This is a genomic window from Bacillus sp. FSL M7-0558, from assembly GCF_038003245.1.
Taxonomy (GTDB): domain Bacteria; phylum Bacillota; class Bacilli; order Bacillales; family Bacillaceae; genus Bacillus; species Bacillus pumilus.
The window spans coordinates 2,056,183-2,077,727 of sequence record NZ_JBBOOU010000001.1; the positions used below are offsets into that span (position 1 = coordinate 2,056,183).

The 21,545-nt window shown below is 41.9% G+C and carries 24 protein-coding genes; 1 reads left to right on the forward strand and 23 read right to left on the reverse strand.

The annotated features are described in order from the left end of the window. Nucleotides 1–88: 88 nt before the first annotated feature. The 13 genes from tseB to MHB79_RS10255 form a co-directional block, all read right to left on the reverse strand. A complete protein-coding gene (gene tseB / locus MHB79_RS10195) occupies nt 89–574 on the reverse strand; it encodes a cell wall elongation/penicillin-binding protein regulator TseB (RefSeq protein WP_050943862.1) in 486 nt (161 codons plus the stop codon). A gap of 12 nt (nt 575–586) precedes the next feature. Beyond that, nucleotides 587–757 carry a YpmA family protein gene (locus MHB79_RS10200; protein ID WP_003215469.1) on the reverse strand — a complete coding sequence of 57 codons (171 nt, stop codon included), beginning with the start codon at nt 755–757 and terminating at the stop codon, nt 587–589. A gap of 132 nt (nt 758–889) precedes the next feature. Continuing rightward, nucleotides 890–3,682, reverse strand: coding sequence for an ATP-dependent DNA helicase DinG (gene dinG / locus MHB79_RS10205; protein WP_137055052.1), 2,793 nt, complete (start codon nt 3,680–3,682; stop codon nt 890–892). Between the two features lie 113 nt (nt 3,683–3,795). Beyond that, nucleotides 3,796–4,179, reverse strand: a complete 384-nt coding sequence (gene panD / locus MHB79_RS10210; protein WP_034620444.1) for an aspartate 1-decarboxylase — start codon at nt 4,177–4,179, stop codon at nt 3,796–3,798. Continuing rightward, the gene (gene panC, locus MHB79_RS10215) at nt 4,172–5,038 is read right to left on the reverse strand and encodes a pantoate--beta-alanine ligase (protein ID WP_340989676.1); all 867 of its coding nucleotides are present in this window, start codon (nt 5,036–5,038) and stop codon (nt 4,172–4,174) included. The genes panD and panC overlap by 8 nt, the downstream gene beginning before the upstream one ends. Continuing rightward, nucleotides 5,035–5,874, reverse strand: coding sequence for a 3-methyl-2-oxobutanoate hydroxymethyltransferase (gene panB, locus MHB79_RS10220; protein WP_050943859.1), 840 nt, complete (start codon nt 5,872–5,874; stop codon nt 5,035–5,037). Before panB ends, panC begins: the two co-directional genes overlap by 4 nt. A gap of 197 nt (nt 5,875–6,071) precedes the next feature. Further along, entirely contained in the window at nt 6,072–7,055 is a 984-nt protein-coding gene (locus MHB79_RS10225; RefSeq protein ID WP_003215865.1) for a bifunctional biotin--[acetyl-CoA-carboxylase] synthetase/biotin operon repressor, read from the reverse strand. After that, the gene (locus MHB79_RS10230) at nt 7,028–8,230 is read right to left on the reverse strand and encodes a CCA tRNA nucleotidyltransferase (protein WP_340989678.1); all 1,203 of its coding nucleotides are present in this window, start codon (nt 8,228–8,230) and stop codon (nt 7,028–7,030) included. The genes MHB79_RS10225 and MHB79_RS10230 overlap by 28 nt, the downstream gene beginning before the upstream one ends. Then, the gene (gene bshA / locus MHB79_RS10235; RefSeq protein ID WP_050943857.1) at nt 8,223–9,368 is read right to left on the reverse strand and encodes an N-acetyl-alpha-D-glucosaminyl L-malate synthase BshA; all 1,146 of its coding nucleotides are present in this window, start codon (nt 9,366–9,368) and stop codon (nt 8,223–8,225) included. Before bshA ends, MHB79_RS10230 begins: the two co-directional genes overlap by 8 nt. Before the next feature lie 2 nt (nt 9,369–9,370). Further along, the gene (bshB1, locus tag MHB79_RS10240) at nt 9,371–10,075 is read right to left on the reverse strand and encodes a bacillithiol biosynthesis deacetylase BshB1 (protein WP_050943856.1); all 705 of its coding nucleotides are present in this window, start codon (nt 10,073–10,075) and stop codon (nt 9,371–9,373) included. Continuing rightward, on the reverse strand, nt 10,062–10,481 hold the full coding sequence (mgsA, locus tag MHB79_RS10245) for a methylglyoxal synthase (RefSeq protein WP_050943855.1): 420 nt from the start codon (nt 10,479–10,481) through the stop codon (nt 10,062–10,064). The genes bshB1 and mgsA overlap by 14 nt, the downstream gene beginning before the upstream one ends. Nucleotides 10,482–10,498: 17 nt before the next feature. After that, the gene (gene dapB / locus MHB79_RS10250; protein ID WP_058014826.1) at nt 10,499–11,302 is read right to left on the reverse strand and encodes a 4-hydroxy-tetrahydrodipicolinate reductase; all 804 of its coding nucleotides are present in this window, start codon (nt 11,300–11,302) and stop codon (nt 10,499–10,501) included. Between the two features lie 5 nt (nt 11,303–11,307). Then, on the reverse strand, nt 11,308–11,643 hold the full coding sequence (locus MHB79_RS10255) for a nucleotide pyrophosphohydrolase (RefSeq protein WP_024422788.1): 336 nt from the start codon (nt 11,641–11,643) through the stop codon (nt 11,308–11,310). Nucleotides 11,644–11,780: 137 nt separating this feature from the next. Between MHB79_RS10255 and MHB79_RS10260 the strand changes: the two genes are divergently transcribed. Beyond that, on the forward strand, nt 11,781–12,653 hold the full coding sequence (locus tag MHB79_RS10260; RefSeq protein WP_003215598.1) for a YitT family protein: 873 nt from the start codon (nt 11,781–11,783) through the stop codon (nt 12,651–12,653). Nucleotides 12,654–12,683: 30 nt separating this feature from the next. On the opposite strand, the gene ypjB is transcribed toward MHB79_RS10260, so the two are convergent. The 10 genes from ypjB to MHB79_RS10310 all read right to left on the reverse strand — a co-directional run bounded on the left by ypjB (nt 12,684) and on the right by MHB79_RS10310 (nt 21,483). Beyond that, on the reverse strand, nt 12,684–13,487 hold the full coding sequence (gene ypjB, locus MHB79_RS10265; RefSeq protein WP_310024821.1) for a sporulation protein YpjB: 804 nt from the start codon (nt 13,485–13,487) through the stop codon (nt 12,684–12,686). Between the two features lie 65 nt (nt 13,488–13,552). Beyond that, a complete protein-coding gene (locus tag MHB79_RS10270; protein ID WP_113387110.1) occupies nt 13,553–14,146 on the reverse strand; it encodes a DUF1405 domain-containing protein in 594 nt (197 codons plus the stop codon). Between the two features lie 100 nt (nt 14,147–14,246). Then, nucleotides 14,247–15,014: a menaquinol-cytochrome c reductase cytochrome b/c subunit gene (locus MHB79_RS10275; RefSeq protein WP_003215888.1), complete on the reverse strand. Its 768-nt coding sequence runs from the start codon at nt 15,012–15,014 to the stop codon at nt 14,247–14,249. A 42-nt stretch (nt 15,015–15,056) separates the two neighbouring features. Beyond that, nucleotides 15,057–15,731 (reverse strand): menaquinol-cytochrome c reductase cytochrome b subunit, encoded by a 675-nt coding sequence (gene qcrB / locus MHB79_RS10280; protein ID WP_003215804.1) that lies wholly within the window; start codon nt 15,729–15,731, stop codon nt 15,057–15,059. Between the two features lie 2 nt (nt 15,732–15,733). After that, a complete protein-coding gene (locus MHB79_RS10285; RefSeq protein ID WP_007500911.1) occupies nt 15,734–16,240 on the reverse strand; it encodes a ubiquinol-cytochrome c reductase iron-sulfur subunit in 507 nt (168 codons plus the stop codon). Nucleotides 16,241–16,384: 144 nt separating this feature from the next. Continuing rightward, nucleotides 16,385–16,831 carry a YpiF family protein gene (locus tag MHB79_RS10290; protein ID WP_044141115.1) on the reverse strand — a complete coding sequence of 149 codons (447 nt, stop codon included), beginning with the start codon at nt 16,829–16,831 and terminating at the stop codon, nt 16,385–16,387. A gap of 61 nt (nt 16,832–16,892) precedes the next feature. Beyond that, on the reverse strand, nt 16,893–17,432 hold the full coding sequence (locus MHB79_RS10295) for a ReoY family proteolytic degradation factor (protein WP_003215573.1): 540 nt from the start codon (nt 17,430–17,432) through the stop codon (nt 16,893–16,895). Between the two features lie 75 nt (nt 17,433–17,507). Continuing rightward, nucleotides 17,508–18,779 (reverse strand): tetratricopeptide repeat protein, encoded by a 1,272-nt coding sequence (locus tag MHB79_RS10300; RefSeq protein ID WP_034620428.1) that lies wholly within the window; start codon nt 18,777–18,779, stop codon nt 17,508–17,510. A 291-nt stretch (nt 18,780–19,070) separates the two neighbouring features. Then, nucleotides 19,071–20,357, reverse strand: coding sequence for a 3-phosphoshikimate 1-carboxyvinyltransferase (aroA, locus tag MHB79_RS10305; RefSeq protein WP_050943850.1), 1,287 nt, complete (start codon nt 20,355–20,357; stop codon nt 19,071–19,073). Between the two features lie 10 nt (nt 20,358–20,367). Next, nucleotides 20,368–21,483 (reverse strand): prephenate dehydrogenase, encoded by a 1,116-nt coding sequence (locus MHB79_RS10310; protein ID WP_310426097.1) that lies wholly within the window; start codon nt 21,481–21,483, stop codon nt 20,368–20,370. Nucleotides 21,484–21,545 lie beyond the last annotated feature (62 nt).

The following is a 21,545-nucleotide window of genomic DNA, read 5'->3' on the forward strand; positions in this document are numbered from 1 at the left end:
ACTCACCTTTTCGATAGGTGTGATTCTTTTTTCATACATTTTATTATAACCGTTCTAAATCAGCATGGTCAACGCAAGACAGGAGAAACTATGGTGTTACATTTTTTTCCACATGTCCTGTTGAGAAGTCGACATAGCTAAAGCTGTATTGATTGTTTTCATTTAAGTACGTCACTTCCCAAAGGAGTACGTCACCTTCTCTTGCTAATTGAACGTCCTTTAGCTTAGAGACTGTGTTCTCCTTTTGAACAGCTTGTACTGCTTGATTTGAGGTAATACCGTCTTTTGCTTTTTTTGCAATCACTTTTTCTTTTTTGCTGGCAGGTACCCAAACATAGGTTGTTTCGTTTTGTTTGTTTTTCCCTTCAACAATAAATTGTTTTTCTTTTCCGACAAAGGTTTCTACTTGCTCCACTTGTACGATGTTTGCTTGTTTTTTTGCTCGTTCAATCGCCGCCTCATGACCTTGTTCCTTTTGCCCCATGGCAATCTGATAAATCCACGTAAAGCTGATGATGCCAATGAGCAAAACGAGAGCCACAACGGATGAGATGATCCAAACTATTTTTTTCATGTCAAGCTTCCCCTATGTGCGATATATTGTAAATATCGCTTGATTTTGATCTTCTTGATCTAATGCCAATCCAAACATGAGATCTTCTCTTTTAAGCGTTCTGTTCAATAAGTCAACAATTTTATACAGGTCCTCTGAATGCTTAATGTGAACAGTTGAAAGTACCTCTATTTTACTTTCCACTTCTAATTCCTCCTCGGTACGTAAATATTGTTAGTCATACTTTTCGGCGCAGGAACCGATACTATTTTTACAACGGAACACAAAAAGCCGTTACGATAAATTAACTCCAAACCCACACCAGCTAAAGGCCGCTTATGACAGCGGCTTTTCGTTGTTGAGTTTCTCTATATACGCCTCAAGTGATTCTTTTGACATCTCGTGGACCGGCGCATGAGGGAGTGATTCTAAAAATAGTTTTCCATATGACGCGGTTTTCACTCGGCGGTCTAAAATGAGCAATGTCCCTATGTCTTTTTCAGAGCGCAGCAAGCGTCCTGCACCTTGTTTAAAGGTTAACACAGCTTCTGGGAGAGCAACGGCTTTAAACGGGTTCTTCCCCTGTTTTTTAGCGGCATCACATTTTGCTTCAATGAGCGGTGAATCAGGCGGCCGAAACGGGAGGCGTGCCATAATGACTGTTGTCAGCTCTGATCCAGGAAAATCGACACCTTCCCAAAAACTACCCGTACCAAGTAAAATCGCATGTTTTGCTAATTTGAACATCTTCGTTAATTTAACAGGGCTACCGCCCGTCAGACCTTGAGCAAAAAGGGCGGCTTGCATCCCTTCTGTTTTCAGTTCATCATACACTGCTTTTAACATCTCATGTGAATTAAATAACACCAATATTTTCGCTTGATGCTGCTTTTCCATCATCTTAATGTACCGTACTGATTGCTTTACATAGTCGCGCTCATCACGGTTCGTAATCGGCGGCATATCAGCTGGTACGATAACCTTGAGCTGTTTTTCAAGTTCAAACGGTGACTCAATCTGTACAAGATGCGGATAAAAATCCTGCAGACCAAATCGTTCTAAGCAATAATCAAAGCGCCCATTGATTGTGAGTGTCCCTGATGTGAGGACAACACTTTTTTTGTTCATAAAAAATCGATCCGCCAAAAGCTCTCCTGTATCTAGCGGCTGTGCATGCATAAAGACAGCATTTTTGGCACCCTTTGCATCAATCTCAATCCAAACCGTTTCATCGTTTTTCGGTTCAAAAATGAATCGGTACAGCGTACTGCAAAATGTGTGCATAAACGACATCACTTGATCGTATTCCTCTGCTTCAAACGCAAAGTGCTCTGTCAACTGATCACTTTTTTGAAGAAGCTCGCTTTTTTGCTGCTCATACAGCTTTTCACAAGCAATTAACAAAGAACAAAGCTTACTTGCCGTCTCTTTAATCCGTTTCCACTGCGCATGCTTCGAATGATGACGGACTCTATGAATGAGACGATTGATGTCTGCTTTTGGTTTTGTCCTTTTGACAAAAGAATGAACGGTACTAAAGAAGGCGTCACTTTCCATTTGAAGCTGATGAAGATACTCATCCATTTCGATAAAGGTGTCCGTCTGTAAGCCGGCACCGTGAAATCTCTTTTTGAGCTTCTTTAACAGACCGCCCTGCATGGAGCCAAGCTGCGTTAATTTCGCATGAAGCTGAATATACGACGCACTATCCCCTAGCGTTTCATTGGCTGTTTTCTCAAATTGGTGAGCCTCGTCAATCACATATACGTCAGCATGCTGAAAGATAGATGATGCTTCCGTTTGTGATAAGAGCAGGCGATGATTCGTTAAAATTAAATCAGCTGTTTTGGCCCTTCTTTTCGCACGCTCATAAAAGCAGTATTCTTTAAAGCGGCGCTTTTTCGATGTAAACGGCATGTGCACACACGAAATCCGGTCTTTTATATTGGCAGCTCCCGACGGTAAATTTAGTTCAGATAAATCACCCGTTTCTGTCACAAGGAGCCACATTAATATTTGCGCCTTCGTTAAGACCACATCATAATTATCATCTTCCTCATGCAGCACATGCTCAAACTTATCTAAGCAAATATAATGCGCCCGACCTTTGAATACACAGGCTGCTGGCTCAAATGGAAGCAATTGATTTAAAATAGGCACATCACGCTGAAGCATTTGCTGCTGCAAAAGAATGGAATATGTACTAATAATGACAGGTTTTCCTGATTTCTTTGCTTCTAATGCAGCTGGTATGAGGTATGCGAGCGTTTTTCCAATACCTGGTGCCGCTTCAATTAAAGCATAAGCTCTTTCATGAAACACATCTCTCACTTTATTCATCATCTTGAGCTGGCCTTCTCTTACTTCATAGCCTTCCACTGTGTGGGGAAGCTTCTTTTTGATCTCCTCAAATAGCTGTTCATCGTCTTCCCCTACTGAATCTGTCGTATCCTTTTCAGAATTGGTGACATCTTTAACAGCAAAAGAGCCGACTTCTACCAAAGAATCTTCGCGGCTAGCATCACTCGTTTCAAGCTGCTGGATTAAAAGTCCTATATCACTTAAGAGATAAGAGGATAATCTGCGCAGCTGCTTTAGCACATTTGGCGGTGTATGTGTTAATTGATGGAGTAAGGTTAAAAATAACATGGCAGTAACTTCCGCATCACTATCCGCCCTGTGCGGGTGGTCATGTGGAAGCATGAGCTCTTCGCTTAATTCAGTGAGCTTATAGCCTTCAAGCTCTGGATAAAGAATTCTAGAAATTTCAACTGTATCAATCGCTAGCACATCCAGCTCATTTTTCCCGCATGCTTTTAGTTCATCATTTAAAAAATTCAAGTCAAAATGAACATTGTGCGCAACAAAATAAGCGCCTTGAATGAGATCATACACCTCTTGGGCAATGTCCTCAAAAAACACTGCATCGTCTACCATATGCTGCTGAATGCCTGTCAGCTGTTCAATAAATCCAGGGATCACTTTTCCCGGGTTCACATATTTTGAATACCGTTCGACAATTTGTCCATTTTCAATGACCACCGCAGCAATTTGAATGATTTTATCACCCTTTTTAGGTGAATTTCCGGTGGTTTCAATATCAACGACAACAAACCTTTGATCGGCCATAAAATGGACACCTCAATTCCTCGTTCCACTCGAAGTGAAACACGCTCTGGGCAAAAATAGCTGAAACAGAACAGCTCCTTTTCTTAAACTGTTCTGTTTCATTGCAGCATGCGTTATAAAATCGTTCTCGCAGGCTCTTGCCCAATCATTTGTTCAATTTGATTTTCTTTATTTAACACGACCACTTTTGGTGTATGTGTCTTTGCTTCTTCTTCTGAAAGCATCCCATAAGCAATAATAATCACTTCATCACCCGGCTGAACCAATCTTGCTGCTGCGCCATTTAGACAAATGACACCGCTCTTTCTTTCACCGGGAATAATATATGTTTCAAGTCTCGCGCCATTATGATTATTGACAATCTGTACTTTCTCATTTGCCATCATACCTGCCGCATCAAGTAAATCTTCGTCAATGGTGATGCTTCCTACATAATGTAAGTTTGCTTCTGTTACTGTCGCTTTATGAAGTTTAGAAGTCATAAAGGTTCTATACATGCTTTTCACCGCTTTCAGGAACATGGATTATCACATTATCAATCAGTCTTGCCCGTGAGAATTTCACCGCAATCGCAATGATGACCTGGCCTGCTAACTGCTGAAGCGGCTCAAGCTCTGGATAGGAGTAAATCTCAATATAATCAATTTCCCCGCTCGTTTGAAGAATTTCTTCTTCTACCAACTGATAAATGCGACTGACGTCACGTTCACCTTTTTCAACCGCTGACTGTCCTTTTTTCAATGCGCGGTACAAAGCAGGAGCATCTTGTCTTTCTTTATCAGACAAGTACACATTTCTTGAACTTTTCGCTAAACCGTCTTCTTCCCTAACTGTCGGCACTGAGACAAGATGAAGATCAAAGAAGAAATCCTTGATCATCGCATCGATCACAGCGACTTGCTGTGCATCCTTTAAACCAAAGTATACATTTGTTGGTGCTACAAGATGAAATAGCTTTGTCAGCACAGTCACAACGCCGTCGAAATGTCCTGGTCGTTTTTTCCCGCATAAGACTTCAGTCCGCTTTTGAACCGTCATCGTGATCGATGGTTCATTTGGATACATTTCTTTCACATCAGGTGTAAATAAAATATCTACCCCTGCTTCTTCTGCAAGGCGCTGATCTCTTTCCATATCCCTTGGATAGGATTCAAAGTCTTCGTTCGGTCCAAACTGCAAAGGATTGACAAAGATGCTCATTACCACAATGTCATTTTGATCCCTTGCTTCTTTCGCAAGCGTCAGATGTCCTTCATGAAGAAAGCCCATCGTTGGAACAAAGCCGATGGAATGCTGTTTTTCTTGATGCAGTTTGATCAATTCCTTCAACTCGTGAATATGGGTGACAACGTTCATTTTTTGATCCCCCCATATAAACCATCAAGGACTTCTTCTTTGATATGAAATGTATGCTTGTCTTCTGGAAATGTGTGTCCTTTTACTTCTTTCGTATATTGAATAAGCGCTTCTTCTAATACAGTATCAATTTGCGCGTATTGTTTCACAAACTTAGGTGTTCTAGACACCCCGTATCCTACCACATCATGGTAAACGAGAACTTGTCCGTCTGCCTCAGCCCCTGCACCAATCCCGATCACAGGAATTTTCAGCATGTCGGTAATTCGTTTTGTCAGTTCGCCAGGTACGCATTCAAGCACAAGTGCAATCGCACCAGCTTCCTCACATTTTAAGCTGTCTTCAATCAATTTCTGCGCACTTTCGTGGTCTTTTCCTTGCACTTTATACCCGCCAAGTACTCCAACTGACTGAGGTGTGAGGCCTAAATGACTGACGACAGGAATCCCGCCTCTTGTGAGAGCTTGAATGGATTCAAATACGCCATCTCCGCCTTCTAGCTTTAAGGCATCCGCACCGCTTTCTTGCATGATGCGTGCTGCGTTTTTCAATGTTTCTGCTAATGAATAATGGTAAGACATAAATGGCATATCCGTCACAATAAATGTGTCTTTTGCGCCTCTTTTCACTGCTTTTGTGTGATGAATCATGTCATCGATCGTGACTTGTACTGTCGAATCGAGTCCAAGTACAACCATCCCAAGTGAATCACCGACTAAGATCATGTCAACTTCCGCTTTTTCTGCTTGCTTTGCAGATGGATAGTCGTATGCTGTCAGCATTACAATTGGTTCATTTTGTTCTTTCATTTTGAAAAAATCTAGCTTTGTCTTCATTTGTTCCTCCTCATTCTGGAGAGGAGATGGCTTGCCTCACATCACATGTTTTGATCTCTCATGCGCGGCGAATCATCCCTCTGTCCAAGTCCCTTAGGATCAAGGCAGAAATTTATCAAATTTTTGTTTCTAACAGGTACAGCTCTTTTCAGATACTGCCCACACGAAGTATATCAAAAATGTGCCGGGTGTTCCACTTAAGTTGACTTGATCTCGATGTCTGCGGAGTAGATTTTTTGGATCCCTTCCTCCGTTTCAAGCAATAAAACACCTTCTTCATTGATTCCGAGCGCTTTTCCAGTGTATTGCCCATTGACGGTGCGGGCCACAATATGCTGCCCGATCGTCATCGCAAACGATTCCCATAATTGTTTAATGGGCGCAAATCCTTGCTTCATATAATCAGCATACCTTTTTTCAAAGGTGGACATGATCTGTTGGATGAGCGCAGCACGGTCCACTTTTTCATTCAATTCCATTCGCAGGCTCGTGGCGACATCCTTTAGTTCATCCGGAAAGTCATCAGCCGTTTGGTTCACATTAATGCCCGGGCCAATAATCACCGCATGAACCTGGTCCGCCTCTGCTTTTAATTCAGTCAGAATGCCAACGACTTTTTTCCCGTTTAACAAAATATCATTTGGCCATTTAATGGATGGACTGAGTCCTGTTTGCTCTGCAATGGCTTCTGCGATGGCTACAGATGCTAAAAGCGTCATCTGCGGCGCTTTGTGCAGCGGAATTTCAGGCCGTAGAATGAGACTCATCCAGATGCCTGTCCCATTTGGTGAATGCCACATCCTTTGAAGGCGGCCTTTCCCGTTTGTCTGATGATCACTGACAACGAGCGTACCGTGGGGCGCACCTTCATTTACAAGATCATGGGCAATCAGCTGGGTGGAGGCGACTTCTTTCTGAAAATAAATGTGCCTGCCAAAGCTCTCTGTGTCGAGACCAAACAGAATTTCGTCCTCACTAATTTTGTCCGGTTTACGCAGCAGGCGATATCCCTTTCTTCTGACGGCTTCTACCTCATAGCCCTCTTTTCTGAGGTCCTCTATATGCTTCCAGACAGCCGTTCGAGAACAGCCAAGCTCATCACAAATTTGCTGACTTGAGACAAAATCCTGGCTAGATGCTGTAAATAGTTCGATTAATCGTTTTCTAATTGCTGATCGCATGCTGTAAGCCACTCCTCTATGGCTTCTTTTCGGTTTTCTAAATGATTGTGCAGAACGGCTTTTTTTACCAAATCAAGCTCTTCTGCGATCCATTTTCCTGATGTCTTTTGCCGAAAGGCCATTAAATCTTTTCCTGAAACAGCGAGGTCTTGAAGTGTTTTAATCGGCAGTGCATCATAAGAACGCTTTGCTGCCTCCAGCTCGTCAAAGAAAATGCGGCGCTCGTGTTTTAGCTGTGAGATCTTCAAGCTAGATAAGAGCACGTGTTCACCAGCCTCAAACATCTTCTCCGCATCCCAGTCACAATCGACGTATTGACTAATAGCCACAGCGTCTTTCAAAAGCTTTGTTGACAGCTTCCATTCTTTTAAGAAGAGCACAGCCTCCGCTTCATCGAAGCCAAGCAAATGGATAACAGCCCCCCATACCTCTTCCAGTCCATCCAGTAAGTAATACGGAAATGACTGAAAGGATTCTTGCAGACGATCCTTTTTGAGACCCGGCAATTCTTCATACAATTTGGTAGAAATGAGCACCTTGATCGCCCGCTCACAATAACGACCTTTTAAAAGCTTTTCCATTTCAATCTTTTTGCGTTCAACGGATATGTTGGCAAGCAGGCGCTTATCTTTTTTCATCGCTTCAGCCGTCTCAGGAGCGAGCTCAAAGCCAAGCTGGCTTAAAAAACGGACCGCTCTCATCATACGAAGCGCATCTTCCTGAAAGCGGCACGCAGGATCTCCTACGGTTTGAATTCGTTTCCGCTCAATATCCTTTTTTCCCTCTACATGGTCAATAATCTCCCCATGTATATCCATAGCCATCGCATTGATTGTTAAATCTCTTCTTAAAAGATCTTCCTTCAAGGATGTGATAAACGCCACTTCTTTCGGTCTGCGAAAATCTTCATATTCTGATTCAGTTCGAAACGTCGTCACCTCATAGCTGACCCCATCATGTAACACAATGACAGTGCCATGCTCCTTGCCAACATCAACTGTTTTTTCAAATAAAGACTCGACCGTATCAGGCGTTGCATCGGTTGCTATATCAATATCACCGATTTCCCTGCCTAACAGGACATCTCTCACTGCTCCGCCGACAAAGTAAGCCTGATGCCCATGTTCGTGCAGTGTATGTAAAATAGGGATCGCATGTGTGAATGGTTCATTCATCTTCATCATCACCTTCGATCAATTCTAGGTAAAGCTCTTCATATTCACTCACTATTTTTTCAGAAGAGAAATGGGCTTGAACGCTAGACTGGGCCGCCGCTGACACTTGCTCATGAAGCGCTTTGTTTTTGAGTATTGAGACTGCGTGTTTAGCTGCCGCTTCTATATCGCCGAGCGGGACAAGGAAACCTGTCTCTCCATGTTCAATGACCTCTGGTATTCCGCCAACATCTGTTGCAATACAAGGGACACCGCAGGCCATTGCTTCAAGAAGTACAAGCCCAAAGCTCTCCTTCTCAGAAAGCAGCAGCTTCAAATCACTAATTGAATAAAGCTCCTCTACCTTCTCTTGCTTTCCTAAAAACAACACACGATCAGTTAGTTCCAGCTTTTTCACAAGATCGCATACAACCGACTTTTCAGGACCATCACCAATCAGCAGCAGCTTTGCATGCACCTGGTCAGAAATCTTTTTAAAGACATGAATCACGTCATGCACGCGCTTTACCTTTCGGAAGTTCGATACATGGATGATGACCTTTTCGTCCTGCATGAGACCATAATGTTTCTTCAGCACTTCATGATCTTCACGCAAATACACACGCTCATCGACGAAATTATGGATCGTATCGATTTTTTTATCCGGTTTAATCAGATCATACGTCTGTGCAGCTAATGAATGCGACACAGCTGTTACCCGGTCTGATGATTCGATGGCAAACCGAATCACTTCCTTTAAAGATGGATCATAGCCTAAAACCGTAATATCCGTCCCGTGAAGCGTGGTAACGACTTTCACTGTGTGTCCCGTCATTTGCTTCGCTAAGAACGCACAGACGGCGTGAGGGACCGCATAATGCGCGTGAATAATATCGAGCTTCTCTCGTTTTGCGACTTCCGCCAATTTACTAGCTAGTGCAAGGTCATAAGGTGGATATTGAAAAACAGCATATTGATTGACATCCACCTCATGAAAATAAATATTCGGATACACTTTATTGAGCCTAAACGGAATACTTGAGGTAATGAAATGAACATCGTGCCCTTTTTCAGCTAAACGTTTTCCAAGTTCCGTCGCAATAATGCCCGATCCGCCGACACTTGGATAACAAGTGATTCCGACCTTTAGTTTTTTCATAATTACCCCCCAAGTAAGTCGTCATCGATCAAAAGTGGTTTCTTTGTGATAAACCCTTCTGCATAAGCTTTATTGACTTCTCTTCCATACATAGACTCTCTCATTTTCACAAAATCAATATACCCGTTCACAAGAGGTGTCTCCACTGAATGCGCCGATTTTACAAATTGGCTTTGATACGCATGCAAGCTATCAATCTTTTGGTGCATTTCCTCAGAAATATCAATCACAAAATCTGGACGATGATGGCCGTTAATCATGTAATAATACATCTGACTTATTTTATGCGCTGGCTGCTTGTATGAATCTTCAAATTTATGTATACCTGCCGAAAAAGCAGCCTCTTCTACAAGTGAACCCGCATGACCATGATCTGGATGCCGATCTTGGTGATGCGGAGCAAAAATTAGCTTCGGTTTGTATGTACGAATCACGCCCGCAATGTCCTTCATTGCTTCGTCATTCAAATAAAGACCTCTGTCTGGCAGCGTGAGCTGGATTCGCGTTGACACGCCTAAAATGGCGGCAGCCGCTTTCGCTTCCTCTTTACGGCTCTCTACCGTTCCATTCGAGGATAATTCAGCCTGAGTCAAGTCGCAAATTCCGACACGCGCCCCTTTTTTTACGTATTTTGCAATCGTTCCGCCCATACCGATCTCTACATCATCGCTATGGGCTCCGAATGCAAGGATATCAAGTCGTTTCATTTGTTCCTCCGTTTTTTGCTACATCTCGAAAATCAAACGTACCTTTATTTAAATTCCTGACTAAAATCTCTGCGGTCCCCATATTGGTGGCAAGTGGAATGGTATACACATCGCATAGCCGAATAAGTGCAGATACATCCGGTTCATGCGGCTGCGCGGTAAGCGGGTCTCTAAAAAAGAGCACAAGATCCATTGCATTATCAGCAATTAAAGCACCAATCTGCTGATCTCCTCCAAGTGGTCCTGACTGAAAACGATGAATGGGAAGCCCCGTCGCTTCTTTCACTCTCAAACCTGTTGTCCCTGTTGCGTAAAGTGTATGATTTGCCAATATATCACGGTACGCAATGGCAAATTGGATCATGTCACTTTTTTTCTTATCGTGAGCGATTAAAGCAATGTTCATCAGGAATCCACTCCTTATTAGTCGATGATATTTTCTAAACCATAGACAAGCTGATCAATGTGCATAACCTGTTCAACTGAAAGCTTTACACCTGACATAAATGAGGCACGGTTATAAGAATCATGACGAATGGTGAGCGTCTGTCCGTCCATTCCAAACAGTACTTCTTGATGTGCGATCATACCCGGAAGTCTTACGCTGTGCAGACGGATACCGTCATAATCTGCGCCTCGTGCACCTTCGATTAATTCTTTCTCTTCTGGATGTCCTTGCTTTTTGCTTTCTCTGACTTCTGCAATCATTTCAGCTGTTTTAAGCCCAGTACCGCTCGGAGCATCAAGTTTTTTATCATGATGAAGCTCAATGATTTCAACGTCAGGAAAGTAATTCGCTGCCATTTTGGCAAACTTCATCATTAAGACCGCACCGACAGCAAAGTTTGGCGCAATAATACAGCCTATGCCCTTTTCTTCTGTTAATTGCTGGAGCTCTTTCAGGTCAGCTTCAGAAAAACCAGTAGTTCCGACGACTGGACGCACGCCATGTTCAAGCGCCTTTTTTGTATGTACTTTCCCGATTTCTGGTGTCGTCAAATCAATTAATACATCAGGTGCTGTCTCTGAAAGACACACATCAATATCTGTATAAATCGGCGCCTCAGATGTCGTATGAATCACATCAGATAATTTTTTTCCTTCGTGCGCGTGATCAAGGGCTGCCACAAGCTCAAAATGGCTCGTTTCTTCTGCCAGCTTCACAGCTTCTATCCCCATTCTTCCTCTTGCTCCAGCGATTACTACTTTGATGGTTTGGTTCGTCATCGTCTCTACTTCCCTTCTTTTTTCGTCCAGCGGTCTTTGTCTCTTGTATTGAATTTATGCATCACACGATCATGTGCTTCCTCTAGTGATATATCTAGTGAATTAGCGAGACATGTTAACACAAACAAAACATCGCCAATTTCTTCTTCCATGCTTTTTTCTGTTTCCGTTGTTTTTTTCGGCTTTTCTCCATAGTAATGGTTAACCTCTCTTGCCAGCTCGCCTAATTCTTCTGTCAGACGGGCCATCATGGCAAGCGGGCTGAAATAGCCTTCTTTAAATTGTCCTATGTAATCATCTACTTCTTGCTGCACGTGACGCAGCGTTTTTTCTTTCGTCATCAAGCTCATCCTCCTATCCATCTCTTACATGTTAGCGAAATCATAAATATTTGACAAATGTTTAAAACTCAGTTTGCTTGTTTCTCTCCCATACCATATAATATTATCGCTGTCTAAGCAAAAAAAGGAGTGGTCTCTTGCTAAAAGAAATTCGTCTTAAAAATATCGTCTTTATTTTAATAGGATCTGCGATTTTTTCTTTCGGTCTTGTTCATTTTAATATGCAGAACAATTTGGCGGAAGGCGGATTTACAGGTATTACACTGCTTTTATATTTTCTATTCCACATTGACCCATCCATTTCAAACCTTGTCTTAAACATTCCGATCTTTTTTATCGGCTGGAAAATGCTCGGCAGAACGATGTTTACTTATACAATTGTAGGTACTGTCAGTCTTTCTGTCTTTCTCGCCATCTTCCAGCGCTTTCAAATACATATGCCTCTCCAGCACGATTTGGCCCTAGCCGCACTCTTTGCAGGTGTGTTTATCGGAACAGGCCTCGGGATCATCTTTAAGTTCGGCGGTACTACCGGCGGTGTGGACATCATCGCAAGACTCATCAACAAGCATTATCAGGTGGCTATGGGACGAACAATGTTCATCTTCGACGCTTGCGTCATTACGATTTCTCTTACTTATTTAAATTACAAAGAAGCCATGTATACACTCGTCGCAGTATTTGTTGCTGCGAAGGTCATTGACTTCATGCAAGAAGGCGCTTACGCAGCCAAAGGTGCCATGATCATATCTGAAAAAGATGACATCATTCAAAAGAAAATCACAGAGGAAATGGAGCGGGGTGTGACCATTTTAAAAGGGGTCGGTTCCTATACAAAACAGGAGCGCAACGTTCTTTATTGCGTCGTCCCAAAAAACGAGCTTGTCCATCTCAAAAGCGTCGTGACCTCAGTCGATCCTCATGCGTTTGTATCCGTCAGTGACGTGCATGATGTGCTTGGTGAAGGCTTCACATTAGATGAACACAAAAAGCCGCTCAATCCGCATTAAAAAAAGAAGCCCAAAAATGGTGCTTCTTTTTTATGATTTCGGATAATCAGCTTGTCGCTTTTGCTTCTTCTCTTTTTCAGCACGGTATTTCCGAAATCCAACATACGTTAACGTTAATAAAATGATGCTTCCCGTTGTTAAAATGACCCATAAAAGCGATGGGTCAGCCTCATCTTGATCAACGAGGGAAAATACACTCGATAAATCCTCTTCAAGCTTCGTGAGGCGCTCAAGCTTTGTCCCACTTGATGCTTTTAAAAATTCACCTTGCTCAATCACTTCCATATGCTGCTTAATCGTTTGCAGCTTTTCAGGCGAAACATCAATGGTTAAACTCGGATAGATCATATCGTATAAAGAAACCAGCTCATTCCAAGTTTCATAAAACGTTGTTGATTCCGGATCCTTCACTTCTTTTTTCAACGTAGGAAAAGACCCCATAATGGGCTTCTCCAGCGAACCCCAAAGTGGCTCAGAGTCTGACTGGATCGCATCGAGCAGCATTCTAAACTGAGAGGCATAACGAAGCTTTTCGCGCTCATTCAATTCTTCCTGCGGCAGCCCTTTTATGATATCTTGATAGCCAACTGTAATTTGCCGAATCTGCGTATTTGTCAGCGTTCCGCGCCAATTCTCAGCTTTAAATGTCTTTTCAACATACAATGCGACCTGTAACGCCTCATCATATTTAGCTTGTCTCGTTAATTGAAAGATTGAATCTGATAGTTCCGTTAATTCTTGCAGCACACTAGCGGCTGTTTCCTCGCCTTTGGCAACAGATGGCTGTAATACGAGAAAAAATAATAGAATCATCGCGATTGGCTTTCGTTTCATGCAAGTCCCTCCTAGCCCTTCTCCATACAGCGTATGAAGAAAAGGACAAGGTTAGACCAATATTGTTAAGGGAGTTCGAGCTTGACCGATTTTTTCGATAGGACGAAATAATACGAAACAAGAAGAACGGCAATGCTTAACCAAAACGTGACGTAGCCGATCTCGTTTGTATAGGCAGACAGCATAGAATAACGCGGCATCATACCAAATACATAATCAATCACATCATTATGTAAAATCCATATGCCAGCTACCACCAAATGACGCATTTTAAAACGATAATACGGTGCAAACAATACGGCTTGAACCGCCATCGCAAAGTGGGACCCAATCAGCATGTACCCTTCCCACGGAAAATCATCCACAGATAAAAGGACAAAGATATTCATTCCTACAGCCCATAACCCGTACTTCATTAAGGTCACGAGGGCAAGTGCTTCAAAATAAGGAGCGTTTCGTTTCATCAAAAACGCAAGTAGAACAAATAAAAAGAAAAAGCTTGCCGTTGGACTGTCTGGAACAAAAGCTAAAAAGATAGCCGGCGTCTCTACAAGCTGTGGAATATACCAATAGTAGCCGTACACAGTGCCAAGGAAATTGATCATCAAGACTAGCACAAGCATATAGCGCGTGGCTAGCAGATATTGAATCCATCTCATACGTCTCTTCACTCACGATCTATTAAAATCAGAAAAAAGCTGACAGCGCCAGCTTTTTCTCTTTTGAGTATATCCTTGTACTTGCATTTAAACAACTGAATTATTTAGATTTGACCTCAGATAAATATTTAGACAGCTTTTCAAGTTCTTCATCGCTGCCTTTAAAGATACCCTTAGGCATGTTGCCTTTACCTTCAACAGCGATTTTAGCAATCTCCTCAGGTGCAAGACCATTGTCAACAAGTGACGGTCCGGCTGCTCCGCCCTGCATGTTATCCCCATGACAGGAGATACATGTCTGCTCCTGATAAATTTTATACTCTTCCGCTGAGGTATCAATCTCTGCTTCTTTCTTAATTTCACCTTGCTTTGCCGCTGCTTCCCAATCATGAGTAGCAACAGACTCCCACGTTAAATATGTTGCTGCGCCGACTGCAAGGATCATCATCCCCACTGCAACCGGTCTTCTATACGGTCTGCGTTCAGGACCAGAATCAAGAAATGGTGCGAGCAACAGTGCACCAAACGCAATCCCGGGCATAATCATCGCACCAACTACCGTATAGCCACCTGCAGCAAATTCATATTTTAATAACTGGTACAAGAATAAGAAATACCAGTCTGGCAGCGGAATATAGCCGGTATCTGTTGGATCAGCCATCCGCTCAAGCGGAGGTGCATGAACCACAGTTAGGACAAGAAATCCAATTAAAAAAACGGCACCTACAAGCCATTCCTTTAAAAGAAAGTTCGGCCAAAAGGCTTCTGTTTTTCCCGGATATTCGGAATAGTCTTTAGGTATGTTAGGTTTTCTTTCTGCCGGAATTCTAGAGTCTCCGACAAACTTCATCCCTTTTCCCCTATGCAAAGTCATCCCCTCCTCATTGAACATTCATCAAACGCAAATTTTTTATAGCGGTCCAGAAATTCCTTGCTTACGAATCATAATAAAGTGGGCAGCCATCAGCCCAAATAATGCCGCTGGCAAGAAAAAGACATGGATAGCGAAAAATCTCGTCAGCGTTTGTGCCCCTACAATGTCAGGATGACCTGCAAGCAGCGTTTTGATCTCTTTACCAATGAAAGGCGTCGCTTCTGCAATTTGAAGACCAACCTTCGTTGCAAATAGCGCCTTCATATCCCATGGCAAGAGATAACCTGTAAAACCAAGTCCAAGCATCACAAAGAAAATGAGCACACCAACAATCCAGTTGAGCTCTCTAGGCTTTTTATACGCCCCTTGGAAAAAGACCCTTAGCGTATGTAAAAACATCATGACAATAACTAAACTCGCACCCCAGTGGTGCATCCCTCTGACAATCTGACCAAATGCCACTTCATTTTGTAAATAATAGACAGATTCCCAGGCGTTTTTAATATCCGGCACGTAATACATCGTTAAAAACATGCCCGAAAGGACTTGAATGACTGTCACAAAAAACGTTAAACCGCCAAAACAGTACACAAAAGCGGAGAAATGATGTGCTGGATTGACATGCTCTGGCACCTCATGATCCGCAATATCTCTCCATATTGGTGTAATGTCTAGCCGCTCATCTACCCAATCATAAATCTTGTTAAGCATCGTTACCCTTCCCCTTTCGGCACAGCTTTTCCAAGATAGAGGTATCCGTCCTTCACTTGCTGCTTATAATGATCAAGCGGTGCAAGTGGCGGAGTTCCGGGTACGTTTGTACCATCCTTGTCGTACAGCCCATAGTGGCATGGACAGAAAAATTTGTTTGGATTTTTCGGATCACTGTTCCAGTTCACTGTACAGCCTAAATGTTTACAGATAGGCGATAAAGCGACAATTTCATCCCCTTCTTTGTACACCCATGCTGACCTAGATTCCTTTGACTCATACCATGCATCTACTTGATCAATTTTAAAGTCAAAGCGCTTCGGTTCCTTCGTCAGTTCATCTACACTGACAACTTGAACCATATCCTGATCCTCTGTTCCTTTTAGCACAGGGTCAAGCGCAAAGCGAACCATAGGCATGAGCATTCCAGCGGCCATAAATCCCCCCACGCCGGTCAACGTGTAATTCAAAAATTGACGCCTGGACACTCCATGTCTCTTCTCGCTCATTTTTTTCTCCCCCCCTCAGGTCGTCAGCTACTTTATAACTGAATTAGAAAAAATTTCATAAAACTAGGACACCCTCATAATATATCAATCTATTCACAAGGTCAACATCCTAAAAAGCTATGTACAATGCAAATGTAAGGGTTTTTATGAAGGGTTCCACTTTTGTAACAAAAAGTTCAAAATTTGTTCTACACTGTCTTGAACAATTTTTTGCTTTAATTCTACCTTTAAATGCTCGAGCGGAACCGGCTTTAACAAAAATAGTGATTCACTAACCGCCGCATGCTCTTTCCATTGGTGATCAGATGAGATCAACACAACATGCTGAAAATGATCTTCTAGCGACTGCTTCATCGTGAAGATGTCTTCTAGTTTTCGGTCATTGGCTTCTACATATGTATGTGGTGGAAAAAGAAAGACCCGCCCTTTCAGCTGTCTTTCAAGTTCCTCTGTTACAAGAATGGTAAACTCCCCTAAAGATACGGTTTGTTTGATTTGATTCACATCTATTCCAACTAATGGAATGATAGCGGTATCAATGTAATCTCTAGATTGCAAAAAGCGATCTGCATCCTCCGCTTGAAACTTCATCAATTTCCCCTCTTTCATGACATAAGCCCTGCCTGGATAGGGCAAGGCTTATTCGTTCAGTTTATGACAATAGGCTTAATTCTCTTGCTAACTTATTAAATGTTTCTTGATCATGACGGTCAAGTGCTTCATCTATCTCTTTCATAAGCCGTTCTTTTTGGAAAGTTGCGATCGAGTGTTCAAGCACTTTCTCTGCAAGATCCTTATCTTTTTCATTCTCATAAAGATCCTTTGGAATATGAGGATTTGTTTCAAGCACAGCTGCATATTCCGGCGAACGATAAGCAGAACGGAAATTCAATTGAATAAACAAATCTTGCTGTTTATTCAAACGAATATCATGAAATGACTTTTCAGCATCTGTCGTCATGATATTCTCTTTATAAAATCTAAAGGGAACTTCATCCACACAGTGTGTTGACATAATGATTCCCCTTGGGCAAAATTCTGCTTGCTCTACAAAATGAACCTTTTCCATCAAAGAGTCGTGACTCATTAAATAATTTAATATCCAAACGCACTCTCTTCGCTTTAACTGATAATGGTTTAAAAACCACCGGATGAATTCCTTCTTTTCATTGACAGAAACAGGGGTCTGCATGTTATTCCCTCCTCTATCGTAAATTAAATTGCTATACATGAATTATTCAACAAACCAGTTCTTCATTCCTGCAAACTATAAGGAAATTTCGTCTTCAATTCTTAAAATCGTTTCTTCGATTTCTTCATTCGTGCCATCTTTCTGAAGAACTTTACGTAATAGCGGCAATGCTTCTTTTTGTCTGCCTTCTTCTAAAAGGAACGATGCGTATTCATATAAAAAGTCACGTTCCTCATCAAAATCAGGCAGAGCCAGCTTGAAGTACTCAGCTGCTTCTTTGTATTCTTCTCGTCCAACAGATGCAGATGCAGCATACCAATTCCATTTTGGATCATCTTCCCCAAAGCTTTTAACCTCTTTTATGACATCCAGAATTTCATCAAAAAGCTCTTCATTTAAATAGATCGCGAGCAATGTTTGGACCGCTTCAATATATCCCGGATCAAGAGCAAGTGCTTCTTGAAGCAGCTTTTTCGCATCTTCTGAATCCCCATTTTTCAAGTCAATCTTTGCACCATATAAATATAATTCTTTGTTATACTCATCAATTTTAATACCCTCTTTTACTACCTCTAAAGCCTCGTGATATAGTCCTTCTTCCTCATAACTTTTCGCTAAAGGCATATATAGAGACGAATAAGATGGATCAATATCTTTTAGTTCTGAAAGCTGCTGAATGGCTGTTTTCGTTCGTCCAGCCCTCATCGCTGTAAATCCGTAGCCAAAAAGTGTATTCGGATCTGTTTGATCTTTCACTGCCTTTTCGTACCATTCAAGCGCATCTTCGAATTCTCCAGCTGTGCTGAGTGATTCAGCGAGCCTCTGATAAACATTGACGCCGCCAACCTCATGTTGTTGATCTGCGACCTTGTAGAAATAGTCGGCCGCTTTCTTTGAAAGACCTTGCGAAAAATACAATTCACCTAACGCAAAATCAATAATGGCTTCATTTGGCAGCAGCTCTTTTGCTTTTAAGAGCTTTTGTTCACTGACTTCAAATAGTCCTTGCATTTGATACAAATCTGCCATTAACAGTAGGCTCTCTGGATAGGCATCATCATCCTCAGGAATCGTCTCTAATACCGAAATCGCCTTTTCTTCTTCATCAGAGTCAATCAGCAGTTCTGCATAAAAACATGTTAACCCCGTTTCCTCTGGATATAAATCATGTAAATCACTGATGAGATTTCTCGCTTTATCGATATCTCCCCAATCATAATATAACTGAGCTGCCTGCGCCTTTTCTTCATCATGCAAATGCTTTTCTGCCTGAGCAAGTGTTTGAAGTCCTTTTTCAGTCTCACCCGCCTCAACTAATTTTATGGCTTCTTGTAATGAACTATTCAAATCAAACCGTTCCTTTCTGTTTTCCAAAAACCTAAACTATTGTTACTTCATATCATAATCGACAGGTACTCATCCAGCAAATATGTTGCACTTTTAAAATGAACCCATTTTTGTGTTTTAAAGACTGGTTTTCATTTTATCCTTTACGAAACGGAAGTTTTGTAAACTGAAAACACCTGAAATTCATTTTTTGATCAGATAAAATGATTTTTTTCCAGGTTTCATCTTGAGACAAGCTATGCTATATTCCTTACAAATATGCATAAGGAAAGAAAAAGCCTGAGGACATCCTCAGACTGTTTTGGTTAAGTATTCAATGTGTTCAAAGAAATTCGGGTATGAGACGCGTACAGCATCTGTATCTTCAATCTCAACCGCTTGCTTTGTGATGCAAGCAGCAATCCCTAGCATCATACCAATTCGGTGATCTCCGTAGCTTGACACGGCTGCGCCGCCTTGAAGCGTGGTTTTACCATGAATCTTCATACCATCATCTGTTGCTTCAATATCAGCACCGAGTTTTTTAAGTTCTGACACGACTGTATCAATTCGATTGGTCTCTTTTACTTTTAACTCAGCAGCATCTTTAATGATCGTTGTTCCCTCTGCTTGTGTCGCTAGAAGCGCTATAATTGGAATCTCGTCGATAAGTCTTGAAATCATATCACCAGAAATTTCGATGCCTTTTAATGAAGAGGTAGAGATCGTTAAATCTCCATATGGCTCTCCGCCTTTTGCATCTACTTCATTGATCTCAAGATTCGCACCCATTTGTTTCAGAACATCAATAATACCCGTTCTTGTTTTGTTTAGCCCGACATTTTTTAAAACAATTTGGCTGTTAGGAACAATAGATCCAGCAACAAGGAAAAATGCAGCTGAGGAGATGTCTCCAGGAACAAATATATCTGTTGCTTTTAATGTTTGACCACCTTCAATAGAAACACTTTGTTCATCTTCGTCTAGTTTCACACCAAACATAGAGAGCATTCTTTCTGTATGATCTCTTGATTTATGCGGTTCAGTTAATGTTGTTGTTCCTTCTGCTTGAAGACCTGCTAAAAGGACAGCGGACTTAATTTGGGCGCTTGCCACCGGAGACTCATATGAGACACCTTTTAAATGGCCGCCACGAATAGAAAGCGGCGTATACTCGCCGTTTGCTCTGCCATCTATTTTCGCTCCTAGTTGTTTAAGTGGACCTGTTACTCGCTGCATTGGTCTTTTAGCAATACTCTCATCACCGATCAGTGTACTGTGAAACTCACAACCAGCTAATATTCCCATCATTAATCGAATGGTTGTACCAGAATTCCCGACATCGAGGACGTCAGACGGCTCCTTGAGCTCTTTCAGTCCCTTCCCACGGATCACAACATCTGTCCCTTTTTGTTCAATTTCAACGCCCATTTTTCTAAAACAATCAATCGTACTTAAACAATCGGCTCCAGGGAGAAAGTTTTTCACCACTGTCGTCCCATCAGCAATTGCACCAAACATCACTGATCTATGAGAAATGGATTTATCACCTGGAATATGAATGACTCCATTCATAGGAGCATGTTTATGAATTTTCATATTTGTCACCTCAGTCAGCATAAAATGTATCGTAATTCGCTCTATTTTTTATACAGATCTCTGCACGTTTACGGTCGTCTTCTGTTTGAAAACTAATGCGTAAAATCCCATTAATGTCTTCCCGCGTTTCAATAATACGGATATTCGTAATACTGATGCTCTCATTTGCTAAATGTCCTGTAATCTCCGAAATGACTCCAGGGTGATCTGGAACATCCACATAAAGGTCATAAAAAGCAGGAATGGCACCTTTTTTCCTCAGAGGAAGTCCATCACGATATTCCTTTGCCTCTTGAAAATAAGAGAACAAGCCTTCAGCGTCTTCTTGCTGTACAAAGGTCTCAATGCGATCGATCTCTTTTTTCCATTCATGGAACCGGTCTAAAATCTTGTTTTTGTTGTGCAGAAGGATATCTCGCCACATTGCAGGGTTGCTTGACGCAATACGTGTAATGTCACGAAAGCCTCCAGCAGCAAACCGTTTGACAAGTGGGAATTGTTCTTCAAAATGATGTGCTTGATGCACAAGGCTGGCTGCAACAATATGAGGGAAATGACTAATCACACTTGTTACACCATCATGTTCTTCTGGGGTCATCTCAATAAAATGAGCATTTGTACCTTTTAACAAGTCCTTCAAACGATCAACAGCCTCGCGGTTTGTTTCCTTTGCCGGCGTTAAAATGTAGAACGCATTTTCAAATAAAAAGTCTTTCGCTGCTATAACACCTGACTTGTGAGAGCCTGCCATTGGATGTCCACCAATAAATTGATAGTGCTTAGGAAGCGTTTTTTCAGCAAAATGGACAACCTTTTGCTTTGTGCTGCCAACATCGGTAATTGTAAGCTCTCTCTCAATTCCAGAGTTTGCAATATCACGAAGCATCTTGACTGTTTGCTGAACTGGTGTTGCCAAAATAATAGTCGCAGATTCAGCCAAACCTGCCGCAAATGAATCAGCTGCTAAATCAATGATACCCAGCTTTGTTGCTGCAACCATTTGTTCTTTGGACACATCGTATCCAACAATTTTTTTATGAGGATACTCTTTTTTAATCGACAGTGCGATGGAACCTCCAATTAAACCAAGTCCAGCGATTAATATTGTTTCATTTGCATCATTCATGTTCATCACCTGTTTTTTCGCGAAAATTAAAAAAGCCATTTCAACAGCTTATATGTATGAGG

Excerpts from the sequence above, each read along its gene's own strand:
- bshB1 (WP_050943856.1), bottom strand. The coding sequence starts at position 10,075 with ATGAAACGACTTGATATCCTTGCATTCGGAGCCCATAGCGATGATGTA.
- MHB79_RS10230 (WP_340989678.1), bottom strand. The coding sequence starts at position 8,230 with ATGAATGAACCATTCACACATGCGATCCCTATTTTACATACACTGCAC.
- dinG (WP_137055052.1), bottom strand. The coding sequence starts at position 3,682 with ATGGCCGATCAAAGGTTTGTTGTCGTTGATATTGAAACCACCGGAAAT.
- mgsA (WP_050943855.1), bottom strand. The coding sequence starts at position 10,481 with ATGAACATTGCTTTAATCGCTCACGATAAGAAAAAAAGTGACATGATC.
- ypjB (WP_310024821.1), bottom strand. The coding sequence starts at position 13,487 with ATGAAACGAAAGCCAATCGCGATGATTCTATTATTTTTTCTCGTATTA.
- MHB79_RS10290 (WP_044141115.1), bottom strand. The coding sequence starts at position 16,831 with ATGAAGTTTCAAGCGGAGGATGCAGATCGCTTTTTGCAATCTAGAGAT.
- MHB79_RS10310 (WP_310426097.1), bottom strand. The coding sequence starts at position 21,483 with ATGAATGATGCAAATGAAACAATATTAATCGCTGGACTTGGTTTAATT.
- panB (WP_050943859.1), bottom strand. The coding sequence starts at position 5,874 with ATGAAGACAAAGCTAGATTTTTTCAAAATGAAAGAACAAAATGAACCA.
- MHB79_RS10255 (WP_024422788.1), bottom strand. The coding sequence starts at position 11,643 with ATGACGAAAGAAAAAACGCTGCGTCACGTGCAGCAAGAAGTAGATGAT.
- dapB (WP_058014826.1), bottom strand. The coding sequence starts at position 11,302 with ATGACGAACCAAACCATCAAAGTAGTAATCGCTGGAGCAAGAGGAAGA.
- MHB79_RS10285 (WP_007500911.1), bottom strand. The coding sequence starts at position 16,240 with ATGAGCGAGAAGAGACATGGAGTGTCCAGGCGTCAATTTTTGAATTAC.
- MHB79_RS10295 (WP_003215573.1), bottom strand. The coding sequence starts at position 17,432 with ATGCAGACCCCTGTTTCTGTCAATGAAAAGAAGGAATTCATCCGGTGG.
- panC (WP_340989676.1), bottom strand. The coding sequence starts at position 5,038 with ATGAACGTTGTCACCCATATTCACGAGTTGAAGGAATTGATCAAACTG.
- aroA (WP_050943850.1), bottom strand. The coding sequence starts at position 20,357 with ATGAAAATTCATAAACATGCTCCTATGAATGGAGTCATTCATATTCCA.
- MHB79_RS10225 (WP_003215865.1), bottom strand. The coding sequence starts at position 7,055 with ATGCGATCAGCAATTAGAAAACGATTAATCGAACTATTTACAGCATCT.
- bshA (WP_050943857.1), bottom strand. The coding sequence starts at position 9,368 with ATGAAAAAACTAAAGGTCGGAATCACTTGTTATCCAAGTGTCGGCGGA.
- panD (WP_034620444.1), bottom strand. The coding sequence starts at position 4,179 with ATGTATAGAACCTTTATGACTTCTAAACTTCATAAAGCGACAGTAACA.
- qcrB (WP_003215804.1), bottom strand. The coding sequence starts at position 15,731 with ATGCTTAACAAGATTTATGATTGGGTAGATGAGCGGCTAGACATTACA.
- tseB (WP_050943862.1), bottom strand. The coding sequence starts at position 574 with ATGAAAAAAATAGTTTGGATCATCTCATCCGTTGTGGCTCTCGTTTTG.
- MHB79_RS10270 (WP_113387110.1), bottom strand. The coding sequence starts at position 14,146 with ATGAGATGGATTCAATATCTGCTAGCCACGCGCTATATGCTTGTGCTA.